This is a genomic window from Nocardia niigatensis NBRC 100131 (assembly GCF_000308655.1).
Lineage (GTDB): Bacteria > Actinomycetota > Actinomycetes > Mycobacteriales > Mycobacteriaceae > Nocardia > Nocardia niigatensis.
On record NZ_BAGC01000040.1, the window covers coordinates 190,684 to 212,244 of the forward strand.

20 protein-coding genes and 1 pseudogene are annotated in these 21,561 nt (G+C 67.0%); 6 read left to right on the top strand and 15 right to left on the bottom strand.

What is annotated here, in order from left to right:
• Positions 1 to 26 precede the first annotated feature (26 nt).
• The 8 genes from ON33_RS13640 to ON33_RS13675 form a co-directional block, all read right to left on the bottom strand.
• Positions 27 to 1,631 carry a flavin-containing monooxygenase gene (locus ON33_RS13640; RefSeq protein ID WP_051152056.1) on the bottom strand — a complete coding sequence of 535 codons (1,605 nt, stop codon included), beginning with the start codon at positions 1,629 to 1,631 and terminating at the stop codon, positions 27 to 29.
• Between the two features lie 110 nt (positions 1,632 to 1,741).
• A complete protein-coding gene (locus ON33_RS13645; RefSeq protein ID WP_040858875.1) occupies positions 1,742 to 2,689 on the bottom strand; it encodes a VOC family protein in 948 nt (315 codons plus the stop codon).
• Between the two features lie 26 nt (positions 2,690 to 2,715).
• Positions 2,716 to 3,900: an acyl-CoA dehydrogenase family protein gene (locus ON33_RS13650; RefSeq protein ID WP_040858876.1), complete on the bottom strand. Its 1,185-nt coding sequence runs from the start codon at positions 3,898 to 3,900 to the stop codon at positions 2,716 to 2,718.
• Positions 3,901 to 3,962: 62 nt separating this feature from the next.
• The gene (locus tag ON33_RS13655) at positions 3,963 to 5,138 is read right to left on the bottom strand and encodes a 3-ketosteroid-9-alpha-monooxygenase, oxygenase component (RefSeq protein ID WP_040858877.1); all 1,176 of its coding nucleotides are present in this window, start codon (positions 5,136 to 5,138) and stop codon (positions 3,963 to 3,965) included.
• Positions 5,139 to 5,275: 137 nt separating this feature from the next.
• Entirely contained in the window at positions 5,276 to 6,358 is a 1,083-nt protein-coding gene (locus ON33_RS13660) for a ferredoxin--NADP reductase (RefSeq protein ID WP_083868930.1), read from the bottom strand.
• Positions 6,359 to 6,520: 162 nt separating this feature from the next.
• Positions 6,521 to 8,053 carry an FAD-binding protein gene (locus tag ON33_RS13665; protein ID WP_245550515.1) on the bottom strand — a complete coding sequence of 511 codons (1,533 nt, stop codon included), beginning with the start codon at positions 8,051 to 8,053 and terminating at the stop codon, positions 6,521 to 6,523.
• Positions 8,054 to 8,170: 117 nt separating this feature from the next.
• Complete coding sequence (locus ON33_RS13670) at positions 8,171 to 8,584, bottom strand: VOC family protein (protein WP_040858879.1); 414 nt, start codon at positions 8,582 to 8,584, stop codon at positions 8,171 to 8,173.
• Complete coding sequence (locus ON33_RS13675) at positions 8,581 to 9,339, bottom strand: SDR family NAD(P)-dependent oxidoreductase (protein ID WP_040858880.1); 759 nt, start codon at positions 9,337 to 9,339, stop codon at positions 8,581 to 8,583. Before ON33_RS13675 ends, ON33_RS13670 begins: the two co-directional genes overlap by 4 nt.
• 133 nt (positions 9,340 to 9,472) lie before the next feature.
• Here ON33_RS13675 and ON33_RS13680 point away from each other — a divergent pair, with 133 nt between their 5' ends.
• The 6 genes from ON33_RS13680 (at position 9,473) to ON33_RS13705 (ending at position 15,484) form a co-directional block, all read left to right on the top strand.
• The gene (locus tag ON33_RS13680) at positions 9,473 to 10,273 is read left to right on the top strand and encodes an enoyl-CoA hydratase-related protein (protein ID WP_040858881.1); all 801 of its coding nucleotides are present in this window, start codon (positions 9,473 to 9,475) and stop codon (positions 10,271 to 10,273) included.
• Complete coding sequence (locus ON33_RS13685) at positions 10,270 to 11,439, top strand: acyl-CoA dehydrogenase family protein (protein WP_040858882.1); 1,170 nt, start codon at positions 10,270 to 10,272, stop codon at positions 11,437 to 11,439. Before ON33_RS13680 ends, ON33_RS13685 begins: the two co-directional genes overlap by 4 nt.
• Positions 11,436 to 12,527 (top strand): acyl-CoA dehydrogenase family protein, encoded by a 1,092-nt coding sequence (locus ON33_RS13690; protein ID WP_040858884.1) that lies wholly within the window; start codon positions 11,436 to 11,438, stop codon positions 12,525 to 12,527. Before ON33_RS13685 ends, ON33_RS13690 begins: the two co-directional genes overlap by 4 nt.
• Positions 12,524 to 13,783, top strand: a complete 1,260-nt coding sequence (locus ON33_RS13695) for a CaiB/BaiF CoA transferase family protein (RefSeq protein ID WP_040858885.1) — start codon at positions 12,524 to 12,526, stop codon at positions 13,781 to 13,783. Before ON33_RS13690 ends, ON33_RS13695 begins: the two co-directional genes overlap by 4 nt.
• A gap of 68 nt (positions 13,784 to 13,851) precedes the next feature.
• Entirely contained in the window at positions 13,852 to 14,508 is a 657-nt protein-coding gene (locus ON33_RS13700; protein ID WP_245550516.1) for a GntR family transcriptional regulator, read from the top strand.
• A 4-nt stretch (positions 14,509 to 14,512) separates the two neighbouring features.
• Positions 14,513 to 15,484, top strand: coding sequence for an alpha/beta hydrolase (locus ON33_RS13705; RefSeq protein WP_051152057.1), 972 nt, complete (start codon positions 14,513 to 14,515; stop codon positions 15,482 to 15,484).
• 167 nt (positions 15,485 to 15,651) lie between these two features.
• Here the strand turns inward: ON33_RS13705 and ON33_RS43285 are convergent.
• The 7 genes and pseudogenes from ON33_RS43285 to ON33_RS13735 form a co-directional block, all read right to left on the bottom strand.
• Positions 15,652 to 15,792, bottom strand: a pseudogene (locus ON33_RS43285) (sulfate/molybdate ABC transporter ATP-binding protein); the annotation flags it as partial.
• Between the two features lie 95 nt (positions 15,793 to 15,887).
• Positions 15,888 to 16,313 carry an alpha/beta fold hydrolase gene (locus ON33_RS41190; protein WP_157184523.1) on the bottom strand — a complete coding sequence of 142 codons (426 nt, stop codon included), beginning with the start codon at positions 16,311 to 16,313 and terminating at the stop codon, positions 15,888 to 15,890.
• A gap of 298 nt (positions 16,314 to 16,611) precedes the next feature.
• Positions 16,612 to 17,895 carry an NAD(P)/FAD-dependent oxidoreductase gene (locus tag ON33_RS13715; protein WP_051152059.1) on the bottom strand — a complete coding sequence of 428 codons (1,284 nt, stop codon included), beginning with the start codon at positions 17,893 to 17,895 and terminating at the stop codon, positions 16,612 to 16,614.
• 3 nt (positions 17,896 to 17,898) lie between these two features.
• Entirely contained in the window at positions 17,899 to 18,219 is a 321-nt protein-coding gene (locus tag ON33_RS13720) for a 2Fe-2S iron-sulfur cluster-binding protein (protein WP_040858890.1), read from the bottom strand.
• 10 nt (positions 18,220 to 18,229) lie between these two features.
• The gene (locus ON33_RS13725) at positions 18,230 to 19,459 is read right to left on the bottom strand and encodes a cytochrome P450 (protein ID WP_040858892.1); all 1,230 of its coding nucleotides are present in this window, start codon (positions 19,457 to 19,459) and stop codon (positions 18,230 to 18,232) included.
• 30 nt (positions 19,460 to 19,489) lie between these two features.
• Entirely contained in the window at positions 19,490 to 20,395 is a 906-nt protein-coding gene (locus ON33_RS13730) for an SDR family NAD(P)-dependent oxidoreductase (RefSeq protein WP_040858893.1), read from the bottom strand.
• 36 nt (positions 20,396 to 20,431) lie between these two features.
• Positions 20,432 to 21,379: an SMP-30/gluconolactonase/LRE family protein gene (locus tag ON33_RS13735; protein WP_040858894.1), complete on the bottom strand. Its 948-nt coding sequence runs from the start codon at positions 21,377 to 21,379 to the stop codon at positions 20,432 to 20,434.
• Between the last annotated feature and the right edge of the window lie 182 nt (positions 21,380 to 21,561).

Sequence of the window (21,561 nt, forward strand, 5' to 3'; positions counted from 1 at the left end):
CCACATCCTTCTTCGTTCTCAGGGGATCAGACACCGAGCTCGAAGCCCTTGTATCCGCCAGCGGCGACCTCAGCGCTGATGGCGCTGTAAGTGCCGAATCCGCCGATGTAGGGCATGAACACCCGGGGCTTGCCGGGGATGTTCGCGCCCATGTACCAGGAATTCGCGGAAGGGAATAATGTGCCCGCCGCCTTCTCGTTACACTCGGCGACCCAGTCGTCGACCGCCTGCGCACTGGCCTCGACGGTGCCGAACCCGTGCTCGTCGAGATGGTCCAGGCAGTCGGCGATCCAATCCACGTGTTGCTCGGCCATCAGCACCATGTTCGCGAGCACGCTGGGGCTGCCCGCGCCCGCGAGGATGAACATGTTCGGGAAGCCGGCCACCGCGAGCCCGAGATAGGTACGGGGGCCGGCAGCCCATTCCTCGCGCAGCTCCCGGCCGTCCCGGCCGCGGATGTCGATTCGCGACAGCGACCCGGTCATGGCGTCGAAACCGGTGGCGAAGATCAGCGCATCGAGGTCGTAGGAAGCCTCGGTGGTTCGCACACCGGTCTCGGTGATCGCCTCGATCGGTGTGCGCCGCAGGTTCACCAGGGTGACGTTGTCGCGGTTGTAGGTCTGGAAGTAGCCGCTGTCGGTGACGATGCGTTTGGTGCCGATCGGGTGGTCATTGGGGATCAGCTGGTCGGCGAGTTCCTGGTCATGCACCATCTCGCGGATCTTGGCCTCGACGTATTCGCGGGCAGTGTCGTTGGCGGCCAGGTTCGTCATCTGGTCCGGAAAAGCCTTGGCGAACAGGTAGCCGCCGCGCTGCCACCATTCGTCGTAGATCCGGGTCCTCTCGGCGGCGTCGATTTCCAGCGCGCCCTTGGGGTACGGGCTGTTCGGGGTGCCACCGCCACTGCGGCGCGACTGCTCACGGCGTTCGGCGTAGTTCGCCTTCACTTCGGCTACGAACTGCGGGTCCAGTGGACGGTTGCCCGCCGGAATCGAATAGTTCGGCGTGCGCTGGAAGACGTAGAGGTGCTCGGCCTGCTCGGCGATCACCGGGATCGCCTGGATGGCCGACGATCCGGTTCCGATGACGCCGACCCGCTTGCCGGCGAAATCCACGGGCTCGTGCGGCCATTCACCCGTGTGGTAGATCTCGCCGCCGAAGGTGTCGCCGCCCGCGATGTCGGGCTTGTTGGTCGCCGACAGCACGCCGGTGGCCAGGATGCAGAAGCGCGCGGTCACGGTGCGGCCGGTGTCGGTGGTGATGGTCCAACGCCGGGCCCGCTCGTCGTAGACGGCGGCGCTCACCCTGGTCAGGAAGTCGTAGGCCGAGCGCAGGTCGTGCCGGTCGGCGACGTGATCCAGGTAGCGCAGGATCTCCTCCTGCGTCGCGAACCGCTCCGACCAGGTCCATTCCTGCTGCAGCTGCTCGTCGAAGGAGTAGGAGTAGTCGATGCTCTCGACGTCGCAGCGGGCGCCCGGGTACCGGTTGTGGTACCAGGTGCCGCCCACGCCTTCGGCGGATTCGAAGCCGTGCACGCGCATTCCGCGGGCGCGCAGCCTGTACACCGTGTACAGGCCGGAAATCCCCGCCCCGACGACGACGGCGTCGAAATCGTTGTCCTGAGTTGTCACAAGAATCACTTTCCTCGATGAGGTGAGATCGGTGGAGCCAGACCTTAAGTGGCACAACGGCTTCCGAAGTGGCGGGTACCACCCAGCGGCCCTCGGGTTCCGGCCGCGCCTCAGGCGCGGACCGTCTCGGCGGCCGCGTCGGCCGCAGCCTTATGGGCGTCCTTCATCTCCCGCATCCACATCCACTCGTGGCCCCAGTAGCTGTCCGCGGTGATCTCTTCAGCGGTGTAGTAGCTCTCGTCGACGAGCTTGCCGCCGAAGCCGTACTCGATGTCCCAGCCGCCGGGCACTCGGACGTAGAAGGAGATCATCTTGTCGTTGGTGTGCCTGCCCAGAGTGGACGACACGGGGAAGTCGCGCGCGAGCACCTGATCGTAGGCACTGCCGACCGCGTCGAGTTCGTCCACTTCGACCATCACGTGGATCAGACCCGGGTCGCGGCCCGCCTGGCTCGGCATGATCGCCAGGCTGTGGTGGCGTTGGTTGACCCCCATGAAACGGATCCGCATCGGCGGGGCTTCCGGCGGAGTGGGCATCCGGAAAGCGCCGCGGGACAGGAACCCCAGGGTCTCGTTGTAGAAGGTGAAGGACTCGTCGAAGTTGGTCGTCGGCATCACCACGTGGCCCATACCCTGCTGTCCCGTGACGAAACGCTGACCGTACTTGGTCAGCACGGGGCTGTGCTCGAGCACCGGGCCATGGAAGAACTCGAGCGGCGTCCCGCCGGGATCCTTCATGCTGAACCCCGCCTCGACCCGGCGCCGGTCGGCCAGTTGCTGAGACATCGGGGTGACGGTGAATCCGCAGGATTCCAGATGCCCGGCCAGCCGACGCAGGGCGAGCCCGTCGCGAACCTCCCACCCGACGGCGGTCACGCGGTCGGCGTCACCGCGTTCAACGGTGATGCGAGCGGGCCGCTCGTCCATCCGGAAGTGCAGGGCGTCGTCCTCCGGGCCGAAACCGGTTGCGAATCCAAGTACTTCGAAACCCAGTTCACGCCAACGATCCATGTCGGTGGCGACAACCCGGACGTAGCCGAGCCCCTTGATTTCGGTCATCGCTGTCGTGTTCCTTTCCGAACCGGTCAGATCATCACCCGCAGCGGTCCGGGCGGGACCTCCACGCCCAGCGACGCCAGCGCGGCGGCGTGATAGGTAGTGCTCGTCACGTGTATGGCGTGGTGCAGGCCCGCGTGAGCGTCGCGCCAGAAGCGCTGGAGCGGGTTGTCCATCCGCAGTGCGTTGCCGCCGGCGCGGTCGAAGACTTCGTCGGCGGCACGCACCGCACGCCATGCCGCCCGCGCCTGGTCCCGGCGTACTTTCGCGCGGGTTTCGAAGTCGATCTCCTCGCCTCGGTCGACCTTGTCGTAGACACGCTCGACGTTCACGAGCAGTTGCTGACGCGCGGCGTCGATCTCCGAAGCCGACTCCCCGAGGGCATGCAGCACGTACGGGTCGTCCTTGATGACAGTGCCGGCGGCACCGACGCGGTCACGCTGGTAGGCGATCCCGGCAGCCAGGACACCTTCACAGATGCCGATGGTCGCCGAGGTGATTCCCAGCGGGAACATGGTCGACCAGGGCATCTTGTACAACGTCTCGGTCGCCCCGTACTCCTTGGCCGCGGTTCCGTCGATCACCTTCGCCGAGTTCATAACTCGGTAGCCGGGGATGAAGGCGTCTTTGACGACAATGTCCTTGCTGCCGGTGCCGCGCAGCCCGACCACGTCCCAGGAGTCGGGCACAATCTCGTAGTCCGACCTGGGCAGGATCACATGCAAGCCCTGTGGCGGCGTCAACGGTTTGCCATCCGGGCCGCCGATCAGGGCGCCGAGGAAGATCCAGTCACAGTGGTCGGTACCGGAGGAGAACTGCCAGCGCCCGTTCAGTACGTAGCCGTCATCGGTGGGTACCGCGATGCCACCCGGCATGTACGGCGATGCCTGCCAGGTGTCGCCGTCCGCGCCGAGCACCTCGTCCTGAACCTTCGGGTCGGCGAAGGCCAGCTGCCAGGGATGCACGCCAACGATGCCGCCGACCCAGCCGGCGGAGCCGTAGATGCTGGCGGTCTTCATCACGGTCTCGGCGAACTCGCGCGGATGCGCCTCGAAGCCGTTGTACTTCTTACGCTGCAGCAGCCGAATAAGTCCTGCCTGCTTCAGCTGCTTGGCCATGCCATCGGTCAGGCGACCGAGCGAATCGGATTCGTCCGCGCCTGCGCGGATCTCGTCGGCGATGGCGACGATGTTGTCAAGGACGGTGTGGGACATCGGAACTCCTGGTCCGGGGAAACGAGAGAGGAAGGGGTTGTCGTCGGGAGCCGACGGGCCGGCTATCGGTTCGCGGCGAGATTGGGGGCGAGAGCGCTGCGCCCGGCCGCCAGGTTGGCATCGACCTCGGCCTGCCAGTTCTGCAAGGCGCGTTCGGTGTCGATCTCGAACTCGAAGCGGTTGACCATCTCTGGCTTGATGTCTTCGACATCGACATAGAACTGCTCGTACCAGCGGCGCAGTTGGTAGACCGGGCCGTCTTCCTCACACAGCAGCGGATTGTCGATGCGCGCCTTGTTCTTCCAGATCTCGACGTCCTGCTCGAAACCGATCGCGATGCCGCGGCCGACCGCCGCGGCCATCTCGTTGGCGGCCTCGTCGCTCATACCCGCGGGCTTCTCCACGATCACGCCGTATTGCAGGCGGAAGGAGGTGGGTGTGATCGGGTAGTGGCAGTTGATCAGGTAGATGTTCGGTTCGTCCCGAGCGGTGTACTGAGCACCCCACAACTTGTCGATCATGTAGGAGGGACCGTAATAGGTAGCGTCGGAACGGCTTTCGAGGCTGAGATCAGTGTTCTGACTGACGCCCACCGCATCGGCCCGGGGGCGCGAACGCATGAGCTGGGTGGCGGTGTGCCCTTCGAAGACATTGCGGAAGAAGGTCGGCATGCCGTAGTGAACGTAGAAGAAATGGGCCATGTCGACGATGTTGTCGACGATCTCACGACAGTGCGATCGCTCCACGACGATCGAGTTCCACACCCAGTCGGTCCACCCGGGATCGCCGTAAGTGGGAATCGCCGGAATTGCCAGCTCGGCCGGCGGCTTCCGCCCCTGAGGGTCGTGCCAGACGAACAGCTGCCCGCTGATCTCCAGCGTGGGCCAAGCCTTCGTGCGGGCGAGTGGGGGCACGCGGCGCGCATACGGGATCGCCGCGCACTTGCCGTCTCCGCGCCAGCGCCAGTCGTGGAACGGGCAGGCGATCGTGTTGCCCACCACCGTTCCGTGCGCCAGATTGCCGCCCATGTGAGGGCAGAAAGCGTTGAGCACGTTGATCTTTCCGTCCTCCCCCGCGAACACGACAAGCTCGGTGCCGAATGCGGAGACCTGATGCGGGGTGCCGTCGGCGAAGTCGCGAACCAGACCCAGGCAGTGCCACCCGCGGGCATACCGCTCAGGCGGCAGGCCGGCGTCGATGACACGGACCCGATCTCCGGTTTCAGGGGTGGAACTCACTATTCCTCCTGGTCAGATGGCTTGCGACCGTGAATCTCGGTGCAGTGCGATCAGCTTGGCAGTCCGAATACCGGTGTGACGTGCGTCTCCTGCTGAATGGGACGCCGATTCGGACTGCTCCTGAACGCCGCGACGGTTCAGTACTCGATCGCGATTTCGTCGCTGCCCGGTTCTGCCCGGCACGCCAGGATGTAGCCCGCTGCAAGGTCGTCCTCGGTCAGAATCTCGTTGCGCGCCAGGTTTATCCGCCCCTCGGTCAGCGAGCAGACACAGGCGCTGCACACGCCCTCCCGGCACGAATACGGCGCCTCGATTCCTGCGGCGAGCAGGGCGTCGAGAAGTGTGCGCCCCGCGGTCCAGGGCACCTGGTGTTCGGCGCCGTCGATGCTCACCCGGACTCGAGCGACCACCTCGCGGCTCTCGTCGTGGTCACGGCCTCGATCGGCCTCGGCGAACGGGTCGCGTTGCAGTGACAGGAACCGCTCGGAATGCACCCGAGCCGAAGAGAACCCGACTTCGGCGCACACCTGCGCCGCAAGGTCCATCAGTGGTGACGGTCCGCAGATGTAGACAGTGCGGTCGCGGAGTGGACGCACCAGCAGCGATAGCGTTTTCCGTGTCGGGTACCCCTGCACCGACTCCAAGATGTGCAGCACCGAGAGCCGGTCGGCGAAACGGCGTTCCAGCTCTTGAAGCTCCCGGGCGAAGATGACCGATTCCTGGTCGCGGTTGGCATAGATCAGCACCACGTCGCCGGTGCCGGCGAACAAGATCGACTTGGCGATCGCGATGACCGGGGTGATGCCGCTGCCGCCGGCCACCAGCACCACCGACTCGTCCAGCGACGCGGGCGTGAACGTGCCGGCCGGAGACAGGATCTCCAGTTCGTCACCGGCAGAAACGTTGTCGCACAGCCAGTTCGAGCCGTATCCGCCCGCGACCCGCTTGACGGTGAACTTCATCGCCATGTCGGCGTGCGGCGAACTCGACAGCGAGTAGCAGCGCGCCGAGCCGGTGCCGATATCGGGTACCCGCACAGTGAGAAACTGCCCGGCCCGATACCCGGGATCCGCGTCGCCGAGCGGCTCGACGACGAAGGACCGGGTATCGGCCGTCTCCTCGACGATCTCGAGCACCCGAACCCGCCTTCGGTGCGAGTCCTCGGTGGTCGTCGCCGAGTCCGCGAGAACATCCGGACCGGTACTCGTCTCCGTGGACATCCGCCCTCCTGGTCGTGATCGATCTGACGGCCCCGTCCGGTCGGATCAGAGCCCCCGGAAGGCTAGGCGCGCGATCACAACCTCAGCGGCGGACATCTCGTTGATCGGGAGGCTTATTCGCTCGAATTCACCGACACCGATGACCGGTGTGCGCACTGCCGCTCATGACGCAGGGATGTCGGCTCCGCCGACCCGGCCGGCCATATCGGCCACCGCCCGGTAGGCCATCACCATCCCCGAGCCCAGCGGCACGCCGGGTCCCGGATACACAGGCCCGGCCACCGAAGCCGCGGCGTTGCCCGCGGCGTACAGCCCGGGGATCACCGAGCCGTCAAGACGCTCTACCGCGCCGTCTCGGTTGATCACCGCGCCGCCCTTGGTGCCGAGATCGCCGAGGACGAGCCGCACCGCGTGGAAGTGGGATCCATCCAGCGCGCGCAAACACTGCTCCGGCGAGGTCGCTCCAACGAAGAATCGGCCGAAGGGATCCTCGCCGCGAGCGAAGTCCTCGTCGCGGCCACGCTCGGCGAAACCATTGAATCGGCGCACTGTTGCGTCCAACTGCCCGGGATCGAGCCCGATCGCCACGGCAAGTGCAGCCGGATCGTCCGCTGTGTGCCACAGTCCGGCCGCTGACAGTTCCTCCCTGCCGGGTGCCGGGAGACAGATGGCGGGCAGGTCGTCGCCGAACCGGTCGTCGAAGACGAACCAGAACGCGTCGCCGTGTCCCAGATGCATCCGTTCCCGCATCGCCCTGCCCATCCGGTCGTAGGGCAGCATCTCGTTGGCGAAACGCACACCGGTGCCGTCGACGATGATCCCAGCCCGCACGCCGAGCGTGAACGCGGCGTGCCCGTTCGGGAACAGCGTGGCCGGGCACCACCAGGACTGGTCCAGCAGATCCACTGCGGCACCAGCTGATTCGGCGAGCGTGAGCGCGTCGCCCGAACCGGTGTCGGGGTGTGAAGAGGTCCAGTCGGCTGTCGGCAGACCCTGCCACTTCGCCCGCAGTTCCGGCGACCGCTCGAAACCACCCGCGGCCAGCAGCACTCCGGCACGCGCGCGGATACGGCTCTCCGTACCGTCCGCGCCGATGACGATGGCACCGGTGACCCGCCCCTCCTCGTCCTGCACAAGGCCGGTGGCGCGGGTGGACAGCTTCATCTCGGCGCGGCCGGAGGCGTCGAGCGCGAGAAGCATTCGGGCGATCCATGCCTGGCCGCCATCGAGCACCGACCGGTCCATCTCGATACCGAACTGGTCGGCAGGCACCATCGGACGGATATCGTCGATCCGGTCGCCGACGTCGTCCGCCGAGATCGGGTGGGCGAAGATGCTGCGGCCGTTGGCGCTTCGTCCCTCTGCGTCGAAGTAGTCCGGGAAGGACCGGTGCTCGAGCGGGATGCCGATCGTGTTCTCCAGGAAGTCGGCGACGACCGGGCCGGTCTCCAGGTAAGCGCGCTGCGCATCGGACCGGGTCCGGTCACCGACAAGCGCGGTAAAGTAGGTGAGCCCCTGTTCGACCGAATCGTCCACGCCCTGCCGGGCAAGCACATGATTGCCCGGCAGCCACACACTGCCGCCGGAATACGCGGATGTGCCGCCGAAGCGGTCGGTCTTCTCGATCACGCAGGCCGACAAGCCACGGTGGGTCGCGGCCAATGCTCCTGCCAGCGCGGCACCGCCGGAGCCCACCACTACAACATCACAAGTACTACCCCAGGTCATCGTCGACTGCGCTCCATCTCTGCGTCGGGTGTGAACGGCGTCACGCTAGACTCGGCGCGGCGCTGCGAGACCCGGCCTTCCCGCTCAGTGGGCGTGCAAGCGCGCGGGCGAGCTGACGACCTCGATGAGGTAGCCGTCGGGATCGAAAACCTTGCCGATAGTGCGCCCGCCGAACCGTTCCGATGTGGTCGCCGGCATCTCCTCAGTGCCGCCGTGTTCGCACGCGGCGGCCATCAGCCCGGCGACGTTCTCGGTGTTCAGTACCAGCTTCACGAACATGCTGCCGTGGTCGGGCGGCAAGGCATCGACGTGCGGCATGATGAGCTCGACCCCGGCCGATCCGGCGCGCAGAATCATCGCGGCGAACGTGTCGGTGGAGAATGAGTTCTCCTCGACGAAACCGCATCCGGTTGTGTAGAACTCGGCGGACTTGGCCAGATCGGTGACTCGGAGCGCAGTCAGCGACAGGATTGTCGGCACCGGCGGAGTGCTGGTCATCGGGTCTGCGACCCACCGTTGAAGTCCAGTGTCTGCCCGGTCATTCCGCCGGCCTCGTTCGAGGCCAGATAGGCGCAAAAGGCTCCGACCTCGATCGGGTCGCCCAGTCGCCCGATCGGAATGCCCGCGATGAGCCGCTCGATCTGCTCTGGCGGCATTTTGTGCACCAGGTTGGCCTGCAGGCCGAGCGCGACGATGTTGGCTGTCACTCCGTACTGTCCGGTCTCAGCAGCGAGGTGGCGGATGAAGCCCTCGATACCGCTCTTGCCGGTCGCGTACATCGAGACGTTGATGTTCTGCCCTGTGCGCGCTGATCCCGAGGAGATCTGCACGACCCGGCCCCAGCCGTTGTCGCACATACCGTCGATGACCGCCTTGATGCAGTTCATCGCGCCGTAGATATTGAGTTCGATCGAGGGCGGCCACTGTTCAGGAGTCAGTTCTCGGAACGGCTTGCTGACACGGTCCTCGGCGACTCCGGCGTTGTTGACCAAGATGTCGACGTGGCCCCCCAGCTCGGCCTCGGCCGAACGAACAGCGTTGATGGTCGCCTGATAGTCCGTCACGTCGAAGGGCCGGGCGATGGCCTTGTTGCCCTCGGCAACGATGGCCTCGGCGACCTTCTCCGCACGCTCGGCGAACAGGTCGTTCACCACGACACTCGCCCCTTGACGCGCCAACACCGTCGCGATCCCCTCCCCCACGCTCTGGCCTGCGCCCGTGACCAGGGCAATCCGTCCGTTCAACTCGAACACGAGTTCACCTTTCCGTCGATGTCGTCACCAGATCGCAGGGGTGACGTCCTCCGCGTTCCTACTCTCCGAACCGTGCGCACAATTGTCAACATTATTGGATTTTATTTTGGATCCAATCTGCTACGGTTGGGGCATGCCGCCTGATAATCCGGTCACCGCGCCGTCCGAATCGCCGGTCCTGACCGACTTCACCGACGGTGTCGCGCAGCTGACCCTGAACAATCCTCGCCGCAAGAACGCGATCAGCCTGGAAATGGCTGCGATCATCGACGATTTCTGTGCCCGGGTCGAGACCGACGCCGATATCGGCGCGGTGGTGGTGCGCGCGGCCGGAACCTACTTCTGCAGCGGCGCCGATACCCGTGACCTGGCCACTTCCTCGAGCGACCCGGCCTCCCCCGAAGCGGTGAGCCGCACATCGGCGGTCTATGGCGCCTTCGTCCGTGTGGGCATGCTGCCGGTTCCAACCGTTTCCAGGGTGGTCGGCGGCGCCGTCGGCGCCGGACTCAACCTCGCGCTGGCCACCGATCTCATGGTGGTCACCCCGGAATCGCGGCTGGAGAGCGGGTTTCTCGCCCGCAGCATCCACCCGGGTGGCGGGCACCTGGCCCTACTCGGTCGCGCAGTCGGCTGGTCGAACACCATCGCGCTTGCCGCCTGCGGACTGTCGCTGACCGGCACGGAGGCCGTGGCCCGCGGGCTGGCGCACCTCGCGGTCGGCGAGTCCGAACTGGACACGCGCATCGCCGAACTGACCGCGCCGGCCGCCGCCGACCCCGAACTCACCCGGCGGATCATGAACAGCGCCCGACTCCAACTCGGCCCGCCCGCCGTGAGCTGGTCCTCGGCACTGGAGATCGAACGCGGCGTGCAGATGTGGTCGATGTCGCGTAAGGGCGAGGGCTCCTGGTCGTCACGGGGGCCGGGCCGATGACCGCTGTCGCCACCACCCCCAGCGGTTCGCACACCGCCGACCGCGCCGAGCTGCGACAGGTCCGCGACGAGGTGCGCGCCTTCTTGCAGGCCGAACTCGACGCAGGCACCTTCTCCCCCGCACCGGACAACTGGATGAGCGGCTTCGACCCGGCGTTCAGCGCCAGGCTCGGCGCGCGCGGCTGGCTCGGCATGACGTTGCCCGCACGCTACGGCGGCCACGAACGCCCCCTGCTCGAACGGTTCGTCGTCACCGAGGAACTCCTCGCCCACGGCGCACCGGTCGCCGCGCACTGGGTGGCCGACCGGCAGATGGCCCCCGGCATCCTGGCCAATGGCACCGAGGAACAGAAGCAGCGCTATCTGCCCGGCATCGCGGCGGGCGAGATCTTCTTCGCCATCGGGATGAGCGAGCCCGACGCGGGCTCCGACCTCGCCGCCGTGCGTACCCGAGCGATCGAGCACGCCGACGGCTCCTACACGATCAGCGGCACCAAGGTGTGGACCACCGGCGCCCACGTGGCCCAGGCCATGGTCCTGCTGGCCCGCACCGACGGCGGCCCGGGTGACCGGCATGCCGGGCTCTCGCAGTTCCTGGTCGACCTCGACAACCCGGACATCGAGGTGCGCCCGTTGCGCAGCATCGACGGCGGCGCGCACTTCAACGAGGTCATCTTCCACGACGCTCACGTCGGCGCCGACGCTCTGCTGGGCAGGCGCGGAGAGGGCTGGACCCAGGTGATGGGCGAACTCGCCTTCGAGCGCTCGGGCCCTGAGCGCTACCTGTCGACCATGCCGCTACTGCGCGCCTGGGCCGCCGAACTGCGCCGGGCCGGCGCGACCGAGCAGCAGAGGGTCGCCCTTGGTGGGCTCACGGCGCGGGCCTGGGCCTTGCGCCGGATGTCGCTGACGGTCACCACCGAGCTCGCCGCTGGTCGCAAGCCCGACGTGCTCGCCGCGATGGTGAAGGATCTCGGCTCCAGCTTCGAGGGTGACGTGGTCGAGGCGATCCGCGCATGCACGCAGACCACGCCGCGGCGCGACGGCGGCGACCCGTTCGCGCGCCTGCTCGCCACCGCGATCCTGCACACTCCGGCATTCACCTTGCGCGGCGGCACCAACGAGATATTGCGCGGAATCGTCGCGCGGGGAATGGGACTGCGATGACCCACTGGAACACCGAACTGGCCGCGACGGTCGCCGCCATGGCCGAGCGTGTCGGGACAACCACCGACACCCCGGCCACAGGAATCGACAGCGCACTCTGGGCCGCGCTCACCGAGGCCGGTTTCACCGAGATCGGGATTCCGGAGGAACAAGGCGGTAGCGGCGGCAGCACGGCCGACGCACTGTCGGTTCTGCACGCCGTTACCGGGCAGGGCGCCCACACGATGCTGCTCGAGCACAGCGCGCTGGCGAGCCGCCTTGTCGCCGAGTGCACCGGCAGCCCGGCGACCGGACCCGCCACCTTCGCCGTTGCCGGCGATGCCTGCGCCACACGCGACACTGCGGATGGCGTCGTGCTCGACGGCACCGTCACCGACGTTGTGCACGGTTCCAACGCCGCCGTACTAGTGATACTGCTGTCCGCGTCCGGAGCGAATGCGCGGCCCACGATCGCGATCGTCGCGACGAACGCCCCTGGAATCACGGTGGAGCGCGGCAGCGATCTGCTCGGCGCCGCGCTCGACGACTACCGCTTCGACCAGACCCCGGTCCAGCTGCACGAATCGCCGGTCGACGCAGACGAACTCGAGGAGCGCGGCGCCCTCGCCTACGCGGTGGCACTGACTGCCGCTGCCGATGCCGTGCGGGACGGGACGCTGCGCTACGCCGCCGAGCGCGTCCAGTTCGGCCGCCCACTCGCCAAGTTCCAGGCCATCCAGCAGCGCCTCGCCGGGCTCGCCGCGCTCACAGCGCTGATGGAGACCGCGACCGAGGCGGCCATCGACACCGATGACGGCTCCTCCGCACGGCGTACCGCGATCGCGGCTGCCAAGGTCATCGCTTCCGCCTCAGCCCGGGAAGTGGCCGCCGCCGGACACCAGATCCACGGCGCCATCGGCTTCACCTCCGAGCACCGGCTCGGGCGCTCCACCACCGCGTTGTGGAGCTGGCGGGACCGCTTCGGCTCGGAGCGGTACTGGTCCGAGATTCTGGCCGGCCAGATCCTGGACGAGGGCACCGATGTCTGGGATCTCGTCACCGGCACCGAGCCGACCGGAGCCGCGATAGCAGAAGGGACTTCTCGATGAACGTCACCGTGCCCCCAGCGACAGGCATCGATGGCCGTGCCGCCTGGCGGACCGCAGACTCCACAACCGCCGGCACCGTGCTGAGCGGGTTGCGCGTGCTGGATCTGAGTCGGGTGCTGGCAGGCCCCTATACCGCGCAGATGCTGGCAGACCAGGGCGCCGAGGTCATCAAGGTGGAAGGCCCCGACGGGGACGAAACCCGCGGTTGGGGCCCGCCGTTCGTGGACGAGGGAACCAGCAGCGCCTACTACGCAGGCCTCAATCACAGCAAAGACAACATCGGACTCGACCTGCGCAGCGACGAGGGCCGCGAGATCCTCGCGCACCTGCTGGCCGGGGCTGATGTCGTCATCGAGAACTTCAAGGCGGGCACCATGGCGCGCTGGGGATTCGATTTCGAGACCGTGCTGGCGGAGCGCTTTCCTCAGCTGATCTACTGCCGTATCACTGGATTCGGGGTGGACGGGCCGATGGGCGGGCTGCCCGGTTACGACGCGGTGCTGCAGTCCTTCGGCGGTCTGATGAGCATCAATGGCTACCGGGACGGCAATCCGCTGCGAGTAGGTGTGCCGATCGTCGACATCGTCACCGCCAACCTCGCAGTCAATGGGATCCTGCTGGCGTTGCTCGAACGGGAGTACAGCGGCAGGGGCCAGCTCGTCGACATAGCGCTGCTGGATTCGGTCATCTCATTGCTGCATCCGCACGCCGCCAACTGGATCGCCAGCGGCAAGGTGCCGCAGCGGACCGGGGACTTCCACCCGACGGTCGTGCCGTATCAGGTCTTCGAGGCTGCGGACGGCGACCTTTTCGTCAGCGCGGCCAATGACCGCCAGTTCCGTTCGCTCACAACCGCTCTCGGGGCGCCGGCGCTCGCGGAAGACCCGCGTTTCACCACCAACGGTCAGCGCTACGACCATCGCGAGGAACTCGTCGCGATCCTGGCCGAGCGGATCGCATCCTGCTCGCGGGACGAACTTGCACAGCAGCTCGAGCAGGCCGGGGTGGCTGCCTCTCCGGTGAACACCGTGGACGAAGCGCTGCAGGCTGCCCAGACGCGGCACCGCGGTCTGTTCCTCGAGACAGAGGATTACCGAGGTGTCGGCGTGCCGGTCAAGTTGAGCCGGTCCTCGCACCGAACCCCGCGCCCGGCGGTACCGCGCGGCGCCGACACCACCGGCGTTCTGACCGCCATGGGATATAGCTCCGAGCGGATCGAAGCCCTGCGGGCGGCTGGTATCTTCGGGAATCCGTGAGCAGCCGAAGCAGTAGTACAGCAGCAGCGGAGGGTGGCCGCGATGTCGGCCAGTCCACCGGACGGGTCGTGCAGGAGATCGAGCGGCTGATTGTCAGCGGTGAGCTGCTGCCCGGCCAGCCGATCCGTCAGGTGTTGATGGCCGAGCGCCTCGGCGTCAGCCGCCTTCCGATTCGAGAGGCGTTGCGCCACCTCACTGCCGAGGGTCTGGTCGAGCATGAGCACAACGTCGGCTACACCGTAGCCCGCCTGCAACAGAGCGACTTCGACCAGATCTATCTCATGCGGGCCGCACTCGAGCCCGATGTGCTGCGATCGTTGCCGCTGTTCGACGAGAAGGCACTTGCCGAGGTCGCTGGCGCCGCCGCCTTGGTGGCCGATGCGGCGACGAGCGGTGATGTGCTCGCCATGCGTTTGCACAACCATGCGTTCCACTTCGCCATCTTCGAGCGGTCACCGCTGAACCTGGTGGTCGCCGAAGTACGCCGGCTCTGGACACTGGCCATGCCGTACCACGCCGCATATCTCTACGACCCGGCCGCGCGCGAGCGCGTGGTGGCCGAACACGACCAGATGATCGAAGCGCTCGCCCGCCACGACAACGAGCGGCTCGTCGCGTTGATGGACGAGCACCGCCGTGGCGGCGAGACGAGCACCGGGATGATGTTGCGTTCCACGCGCACGGCCGTGATTCCCCCGGCCGATCCCGCCATTCCTGAGGAGTAGACCGATGACCGTTCCGACCGGGCACCCGCCCTACCGTTTCGCGTGGGATCCCGACGTAGCCGCACTCGTGGCGCGAATCGAGAGCCAGGGAGCGGGCTCACTGCGCACTGCGGGCGTCGAGGCAGCCCGCCGCTCACTCGAGTCGATTGTGCGCCCGGCCGGTCCGGCTATGGCATCGGTGCGAGACGCGACGATCGACGGCCCGCACGGCACTGTCCCGCTGCGTGTCTACCGCCCCTATGCCGCCCCGGAGACGGCAGCGCCAGCGTTGGTGTGGTTTCACGGCGGGGGAATGATCATGGGATCGTTGCGGTCGTTCGACCGGCTCGCCCGCGACATCGCCGAGGCTACCGGCGCAGTTGTGTTCAACGTCGAGTACCGGCTCGCCCCAGAACACCGCTACCCCGTGGCCAACGAGGAGGCGTACGCGGCGCTGTGCTGGGTTCATGAGAACGCCGACGCGTGGGGTGTCGGCAGCCACCGTATCGGGGTCGGTGGCGACAGTGCAGGCGGAAGCCTCGCGACAGCGACGGCGCTGCGCAGCCGAGATCTGGACGGGCCAGCCATCGCCCAGCAGGTGCTGTTCTATCCCGGCATCGAACGGCGCACCGAACGCCCTTCGATGCGCGAGTTCGGCAACTCCCCCTTCCTCACCGCCGCCGACATCGACTGGATGAAAGACCTGTACCTCGGCGAGGACCCCTCCGCAGACGACGCCTACGGCACTCCGGCACTGGCGGATTCACTCGCGGACCTGCCTCCGGCGATCATCGCCGTAGGGTACGGCGACCCGCTCCGCGACGCCGTCGAAGCCTACGGCGACCGGCTGCGCGACGCCGGCGTGCCAACCGCGCAGCTGCGCTATCCGGGCGTGGGGCACGGCTTCGCCATGCAGACCGCCTCAGTCGCCCGTGCTCGCGCGGCAGTGACCGAAGTCGGCGCTCTGGCGAACACCCGCTTCCTGCTGTCCGCCTGATTCGGGCCCCCGGCGCACCGCCGCCCTTGAGCGTGCGCGCCGTGCTTGGCGCCGCATGAAAAGGACTCAGTTCACCGCCGGGGCCAACAAGAGCTTCTTCAGCGAAACCCGTGACGTCCCACAACTCGTCCGGTGCCGGATGCGGGCTGTAGATGATGCGGCGCGCGCGTGGCCGCGTTGCGCAGTTCCACCCGCACCTCGACCCGAGCTGCACCGCCCCGCTCCACCGTCGCCCGGGTGACACCCGCGGATTCCGCGGTGCCCTCGTGCGCGGCCAGCGCCATGCTCGGATCCCGGCCGACGCGAATGCCGGCCGCACCCTGCCGGCCTCCTACCTCGCCGAAGACGGGTGCGCAACGCCACGAGGTCGGCCAGGCGCATTAGGTGCTCCGCAGCGATCAGCTCAGCGGGCGCGGGGCTGCTGAGCGCGGGCCGGTTCATCTGCGATTCGCATTACTGCGCGAAAGCGTCCAGCGCTGAAGGAATTCGATGCCGATGCGTTCGAAGGCGTGCTTGGCTTCGACGAACACCCAGTGTCCGCAGTTCGACAGAACGTGCAACTCGGCATTCGGGAGCGCAGCGGCACCTGCGCCATGGCCAGCGGGCACTGACGGTCGTCGCAGCCCCACACCATCAGCGTCGGGCATTTCACCTTGTGCAGCATCGACCGATACGACGGTGTCCGGAACTCGGCACGCGCCCGCTCATGCGGGGCGCGTGCCTCCGATCCGTACATCGCGCGCAGTGTTTCCAGGGCGGCTGGCTGGTTGGCTGCCTGCCAGCGTTCCTCGATCAAGTCCTCGGTAAGCAACTGCGGATCGAAGACCATGCAGTTCGACCACGCACCAAGGCGTTACGACAGGGGTTGTCGGCGAATTCTCGCAACAGCCTAATGCCTTCTCTCGGGCCGCGCGACACGGCCTGCGCCTGCCCGATCGGATCGGATCAGCACAGTCAGGTCCGGGAAACGTTGTCAAAGAACGCTTTTCATTCGTTTCGCGATCATGTCCGTTGTCCACCTCGGGGCAAGGCGACGGTCGTATCGTGGGCTGTCGCGAGCGGGGGTCGGCTTTTCGCCATGATTCGGGACTCCGCTCTCGCAAAGTCGGGGTGGGTGGCGGACCACCTCAGCCGCGTACCGGCGCCAAGAGCTTCTTGAGCGGAATGCTGTTGTCGCACAAGTCGAGTGGGCTCGGACGGCGCCCCCTGCCCAACGCTGAGCGCAGCGCCATGAAGTCCGCTGGGGAATTAAGGCATTCGGCGGCCACCAGCGCGTCGTCGGTGAAGTACAGCGCGACTCGACGCTGCGGGCGATCCGGATCCACCCGCACCAGCGTCGAGGTGTACCCACCGATGAGGCCGGTGATTTGCAGCTTCTGGCCGCCCTGATCGGACCAGAACCACGGGGCGGCCCGCTCCGGCACCGGTCGGCCCAGCAGCACCGCGGCGGCGGTGTTGGCCTGATCGATCGCGTTGTCCACCGATTCGAGCCGGTAATGGCTGCCAGTCGCCGACACGTGAGTGGTGCAGTCGCCGATCGCCAGCGTCCACCCGTCGGAGGCCAGACACCGTTCATCGACCACGATGCCGCCATCGCAGTCGAGCCCGAACCGCTCGGCCAGTTCGGTACGCGCCGCGGCACCTATACCGACGAGCACCGTCGTGGCCGGAATCTCGCGGCCGTCGTCGAGCCGCACCGCGCGAATCCCACCCTCGTCATGCAGGATCTCTGTCGGAGTGGCGCCCAGTAGGACCTCGGTGGCCATCGCGCGGTGCGCGGCCAGCAAGATGCCCGCCGTGTCCGGGCCGACAGCGCGGGCGAGCAGCCGCTCCCCTGCCTCGATCACGGTCACCTCGGCCCCGAGCGCACGTGCCGTGGCAGCGACTTCGAGACCGACGAACCCGCCGCCGATCACGACGACGGGCCCGGCCTGCATTCGCGCCGCGAGCGACCGGGCGTGGTCGAGGTCGCGGAGCACGAACACATAGGGATGCTCAGCGCCCGGCAGGAGAAGGCGCCGCGCTCTGGCTCCGGTCGCGAGCACCAGTCGGTCGAATCGCCGGGCATGATGCTCGCCCTCGCGGGAGAAACGCACCTCGACACCGGCCGAGGTGCGCTCGAGTCCCTCGACCAGCGCCCCAGTGATCAATTCGATCTTGTGGTCGGCATAGTAGGCCGGGTCGCGCAACAACAACGATTCGCTGCTGGCCTCGCCCTTCAGCCACGCCTTGGACAGCGGAGGCCGCTGGTACGGCAGGTGGGCTTCGTGGGAAATCAGGGTAATCTCCCCCGTGAAACCCTCGGCGCGGAGGCGATCGGCCAGTTGCACTCCGGCGTGCGATGCTCCCACGACCACCACGCTGTGCGGCACCGGCGGCTCCTTGATCGGCGTGTTTTGCGATCCTGTCATCGATCAGACCTGCTCGCTGGGAATCGTCACGTGCAGGTCGATGCCGTCCGACAGCGTCAGCTGACAGGACAGGCGTGAGTTGTCTTTCCGGTCCGACGCGGTGCAGTCCAGCATGTCGTCCTCGTCCTCGCCGGGTTCCGGGAAGTACCCCAACTCGCCGCGGTCGAGGTAGACGTGGCAGGTTGCACACGAGAGCGTGCCGCCGCATTGGCCGACGATGCCGTTGACGCCGTTCTTCACAGCGGTCGACATGACCGAGTCGCCGGCGGCGCCGTCGATGACCTTCACCACGCCGTCGGGCTGGGTGTAGAACACTTTGGGCATCGGCACGCTCCTACCAGCTGACCGGCAGATCGACGATCGCCTGGGTCAGATTGTCCTTGTCGATCACAGCCTCACCGTCGAGCTTCAGGCCGGGCAGTCGCTTGAACAGTTCGGCCAGACCGACCTGCATCTCCATCCGGGCCAGTGGCGCGCCCAGGCAATGGTGCAGGCCATAGCTCAAGGTCAGGTGCGGGTTATTGCTGCGGTGGATGTCGAAGACCTCGTCGTGCTCGACCGCGACGCCGTCGTGGTTGACCGACGCGGGATCGACCATTACAGCTTCGCCGCGGGCGATGAGCTGCCCGTCCAGTTCGACGTCTTCGGTGGCGACGAAGGGAACGAGCCCGCCGCCGCCGGTCACGGTGGCGCCCAAGGACATCCGGCCGTGTCGCAGGATCTCCTCTACCGCTGTGGGTGCGATCCCGTCCGGGTCTTGCAGGAACTGCTCGAGCTGATCAGGATTGCGCAGCAGCGAGAGCACACCGGCGCAGATGAAGTTCGCGGTGTTGTCGAACCCGCCGATGATGAGCACCAGCGCAATCGGCAGGATTTCGGCGTCGGTGAGGCTGTCGTCCTTGTCGCGGGCGTTGGCCAAGTCGCTGATCAGGTCCTCGCGTGGATTCTTCCGCCGTTCCTCGATGAGGGCCATCATGTACACGACCAGTTCGGTCATGTTCGCGACGACCTCTGCCTCGGGCATGTTGGCCACGGCCAGGGTGGACGAACTCCACTTCTGGAACTTCGGCCGGTCCGCGGGCGGAACGCCGAGCAGGTTGGCGAGCATCTGGATGGGCAAGGCCACCGCGTAGTCGTGTACCAGGTTGGTCGGCGAACCCTTCGCGATCATCTGGTCGATCAGGTGGTTGGCGAACTCAACCGCCGAGTCGCGCATCGCCTTGACCCGCTTCGGTGAAATCGAGCGCTGGACCAGTTTGCGCAGTTTGGTGTGGTGCGGCGGATCCTCGAACTGCAGGGTCGTCCGCAGGAAGTCCGGAAACTCCACGAAGTAGGGGGTGACGCGGTCGCCGGTGCGGAAGGGCTCACGCACGAAGCGGGGGTCGCTCAGCATCTCTCGCGCCGCGGCGTTGCGGTGGATGATCCACGCGTCGCCGCCGAAGGGCATCGTCATCTTCGTCATCGGTCGCTCGGCGGCGATGGCCTGGTACCGCGCAGACGCTTCGGCGGCGGTGACGGCGCCGAACGGATACTCGGTGCTGGTCGTCGTCTCGGTTGTACTCATGTGTTGGCTCTCCAGAAAGATCGTCGGGATTCAGGACACCGGCACCTGCGCCGGGGCGACGACCTGTGGCAGGGCCTGCGGCGTGATCGCCATGATCTGCTCGAACTGCTCGGCAACGGTCTCGACGGTGAGCGAGGGGTCGTGGATGCCGACGGTGTTGACCAACGCCAGCCGGTTCACGATGCCGCCTGCCACGTTGAAAACCTCGCCGGTGACCTGGCAGTCGGGATGGACCAGATACGCCACGACGGGTGCGACATGCTCGGGCAGCAAAGCTGTGCGCATGTACTCCATGACCTCCGGTGACAGCGTGTCGGCCGCGGCCTCCGCCATGCGGGTGCCCGCGCCCGGGGCTATCGCGTTGACCTTGATGCCCGCTTCGAGGCCCTCGACGGCCAGATTGCGGGTGAGACCGAACAATGCTCCTTTGGAGCCGCCGTAGTGCGACATACCCGGGTTGCCCAGCATCGCCTGCGAGATGGTGTTGACCACGCGCGGGGCTTCGGCCTCGAGCAGATGCGGCCATGCCGCCCGGCACAGCCGCAGCGCTCCGAAGTAGTGCACGTCGAGATGGCGCTGGTACTCCTCGTCGGGAACCTCGCGGAACGGTGCGGTGCGCACGATGCCCGCGTTGTTGACAACAGCCGAGATCTTCCCGAACGACGCGACGGCGGCATCGACCAGGGCCTGCGCCCCTTCCTCGGTGGAGACGTCCGCATTGCAGGCGACGGCCTTGCCGCCGGCGGCGGTGATCTCGGAGACCACGGTTCCGGCGGGGTCGTCGCCGTCGACGCCGGAGCCATCGATGCGGGCGCCAAGATCACCCACCACTACGGCGGCTCCGCGGGCTGCGAGCAGCAGTGCGTTCGCCCGCCCGATACCACGGCCCGCGCCGGTCACGATGACGACGCGATCGCTGAAATCCAGTGTTGCCATTGTCTTTTCCTCGAATCTTTCGCTGTGTCGGTCCGGTCAGGGGCGGGTGTCGCCGCCACGATGTGCCACGTCGGCCACCCAGATGCTTCCCAGCGCCTCCCTTGCCGACTTCTCGAAGTCGTAGACCTCGTAGCCGGCTGTCATGTAGAGCCGGTCACGATCCGGTCCACCCAGCAGGCAGGCCGAGGCGATGCCGTTCTCGAGCGGCATCGGCACCGCGTCGGTGAGGCCCTGCTCGGTGAAGCGCGCGACGTAGCCGCCGCCCGGCATCGCCGCCCACACGCCGCCCTCGCTGTCGAGTCCGATGCCGTCGGGCATGAACGGGCAGGTGGCTAAGTCTCGCGGGTTCGACAGCGTGCCGTCGGCGGCACGGTCGAGCACGGTGATCTTGAAGGCCATGACCTCGGCGGTATAGACCTTCGTACCGTCGGCGCTGACCGCGATTCCGTTGGCGCACAGCAGCGGGCCGACCTTCTCGGGCGTTCCGACAGCACCGTCGGGTTCCACCACGATCAGCGGGGACGGCTTCGGCTCTTCGCCGTTGAAGAGGTCGAAACCGAGCTGGGTGATGTAGGCCCGACCGTCGGCATCGACCACCATGTCGTTGGCGGCGGCCGAACAGTACTGCGAGATATCGGCGTAGACCGACAGGTCGGCGGGGCCGCCGCCACCGTGCACGAGCACGAGCTTCTCGTGCATGGACACCACGATCAGACGGCCGTCGGGCAACCACCCGAAACCACCCAGCACGATCGGGACTCCGGTGTCCGCCGCACGGCCGGTGGCGTCGATGACGACGGCGGCATTGCCGTCGGCATCAAGCGTTTTCAAGGTTCCGGTGTACATATCCGAGAACCAGAAGGTGCCCTCGTGCCACCGCGGGCACTCCGGCCAGGAGTACCCGCTCGAGACCTTGCGGGCCTCGAAGGTCGAGGCGCCGGCAGCGGCGACGACAGCGGCGACGGTGTCGACGGGATTGGTCATGGTGTGGACCTTCCGGGAATGGTGACCCGTACTCGCCGGAATCCGTCTGGTGCGGAAACCGGGTGGCGGGAGCTGAAACTCACGCGTGAACTGGGTCACAAGGACTTGGCATGTCAGGACGATAGGGCTCGTCGGGTGACGCCAACGGCGGCCTCCCATTCAGCGGGAAGGGCCTCGCCCTG

Excerpts from the sequence above, each read along its gene's own strand:
- ON33_RS13705 (WP_051152057.1), top strand. The coding sequence starts at position 14,513 with ATGACCGTTCCGACCGGGCACCCGCCCTACCGTTTCGCGTGGGATCCC.
- ON33_RS13680 (WP_040858881.1), top strand. The coding sequence starts at position 9,473 with ATGCCGCCTGATAATCCGGTCACCGCGCCGTCCGAATCGCCGGTCCTG.
- ON33_RS13645 (WP_040858875.1), bottom strand. The coding sequence starts at position 2,689 with ATGACCGAAATCAAGGGGCTCGGCTACGTCCGGGTTGTCGCCACCGAC.
- ON33_RS13720 (WP_040858890.1), bottom strand. The coding sequence starts at position 18,219 with ATGCCCAAAGTGTTCTACACCCAGCCCGACGGCGTGGTGAAGGTCATC.
- ON33_RS13730 (WP_040858893.1), bottom strand. The coding sequence starts at position 20,395 with ATGGCAACACTGGATTTCAGCGATCGCGTCGTCATCGTGACCGGCGCG.
- ON33_RS13695 (WP_040858885.1), top strand. The coding sequence starts at position 12,524 with ATGAACGTCACCGTGCCCCCAGCGACAGGCATCGATGGCCGTGCCGCC.
- ON33_RS13715 (WP_051152059.1), bottom strand. The coding sequence starts at position 17,895 with ATGACAGGATCGCAAAACACGCCGATCAAGGAGCCGCCGGTGCCGCAC.
- ON33_RS41190 (WP_157184523.1), bottom strand. The coding sequence starts at position 16,313 with ATGGTCTTCGATCCGCAGTTGCTTACCGAGGACTTGATCGAGGAACGC.
- ON33_RS13670 (WP_040858879.1), bottom strand. The coding sequence starts at position 8,584 with ATGACCAGCACTCCGCCGGTGCCGACAATCCTGTCGCTGACTGCGCTC.
- ON33_RS13685 (WP_040858882.1), top strand. The coding sequence starts at position 10,270 with ATGACCGCTGTCGCCACCACCCCCAGCGGTTCGCACACCGCCGACCGC.
- ON33_RS13725 (WP_040858892.1), bottom strand. The coding sequence starts at position 19,459 with ATGAGTACAACCGAGACGACGACCAGCACCGAGTATCCGTTCGGCGCC.
- ON33_RS13735 (WP_040858894.1), bottom strand. The coding sequence starts at position 21,379 with ATGACCAATCCCGTCGACACCGTCGCCGCTGTCGTCGCCGCTGCCGGC.
- ON33_RS13690 (WP_040858884.1), top strand. The coding sequence starts at position 11,436 with ATGACCCACTGGAACACCGAACTGGCCGCGACGGTCGCCGCCATGGCC.
- ON33_RS13660 (WP_083868930.1), bottom strand. The coding sequence starts at position 6,358 with ATGTCCACGGAGACGAGTACCGGTCCGGATGTTCTCGCGGACTCGGCG.
- ON33_RS13650 (WP_040858876.1), bottom strand. The coding sequence starts at position 3,900 with ATGTCCCACACCGTCCTTGACAACATCGTCGCCATCGCCGACGAGATC.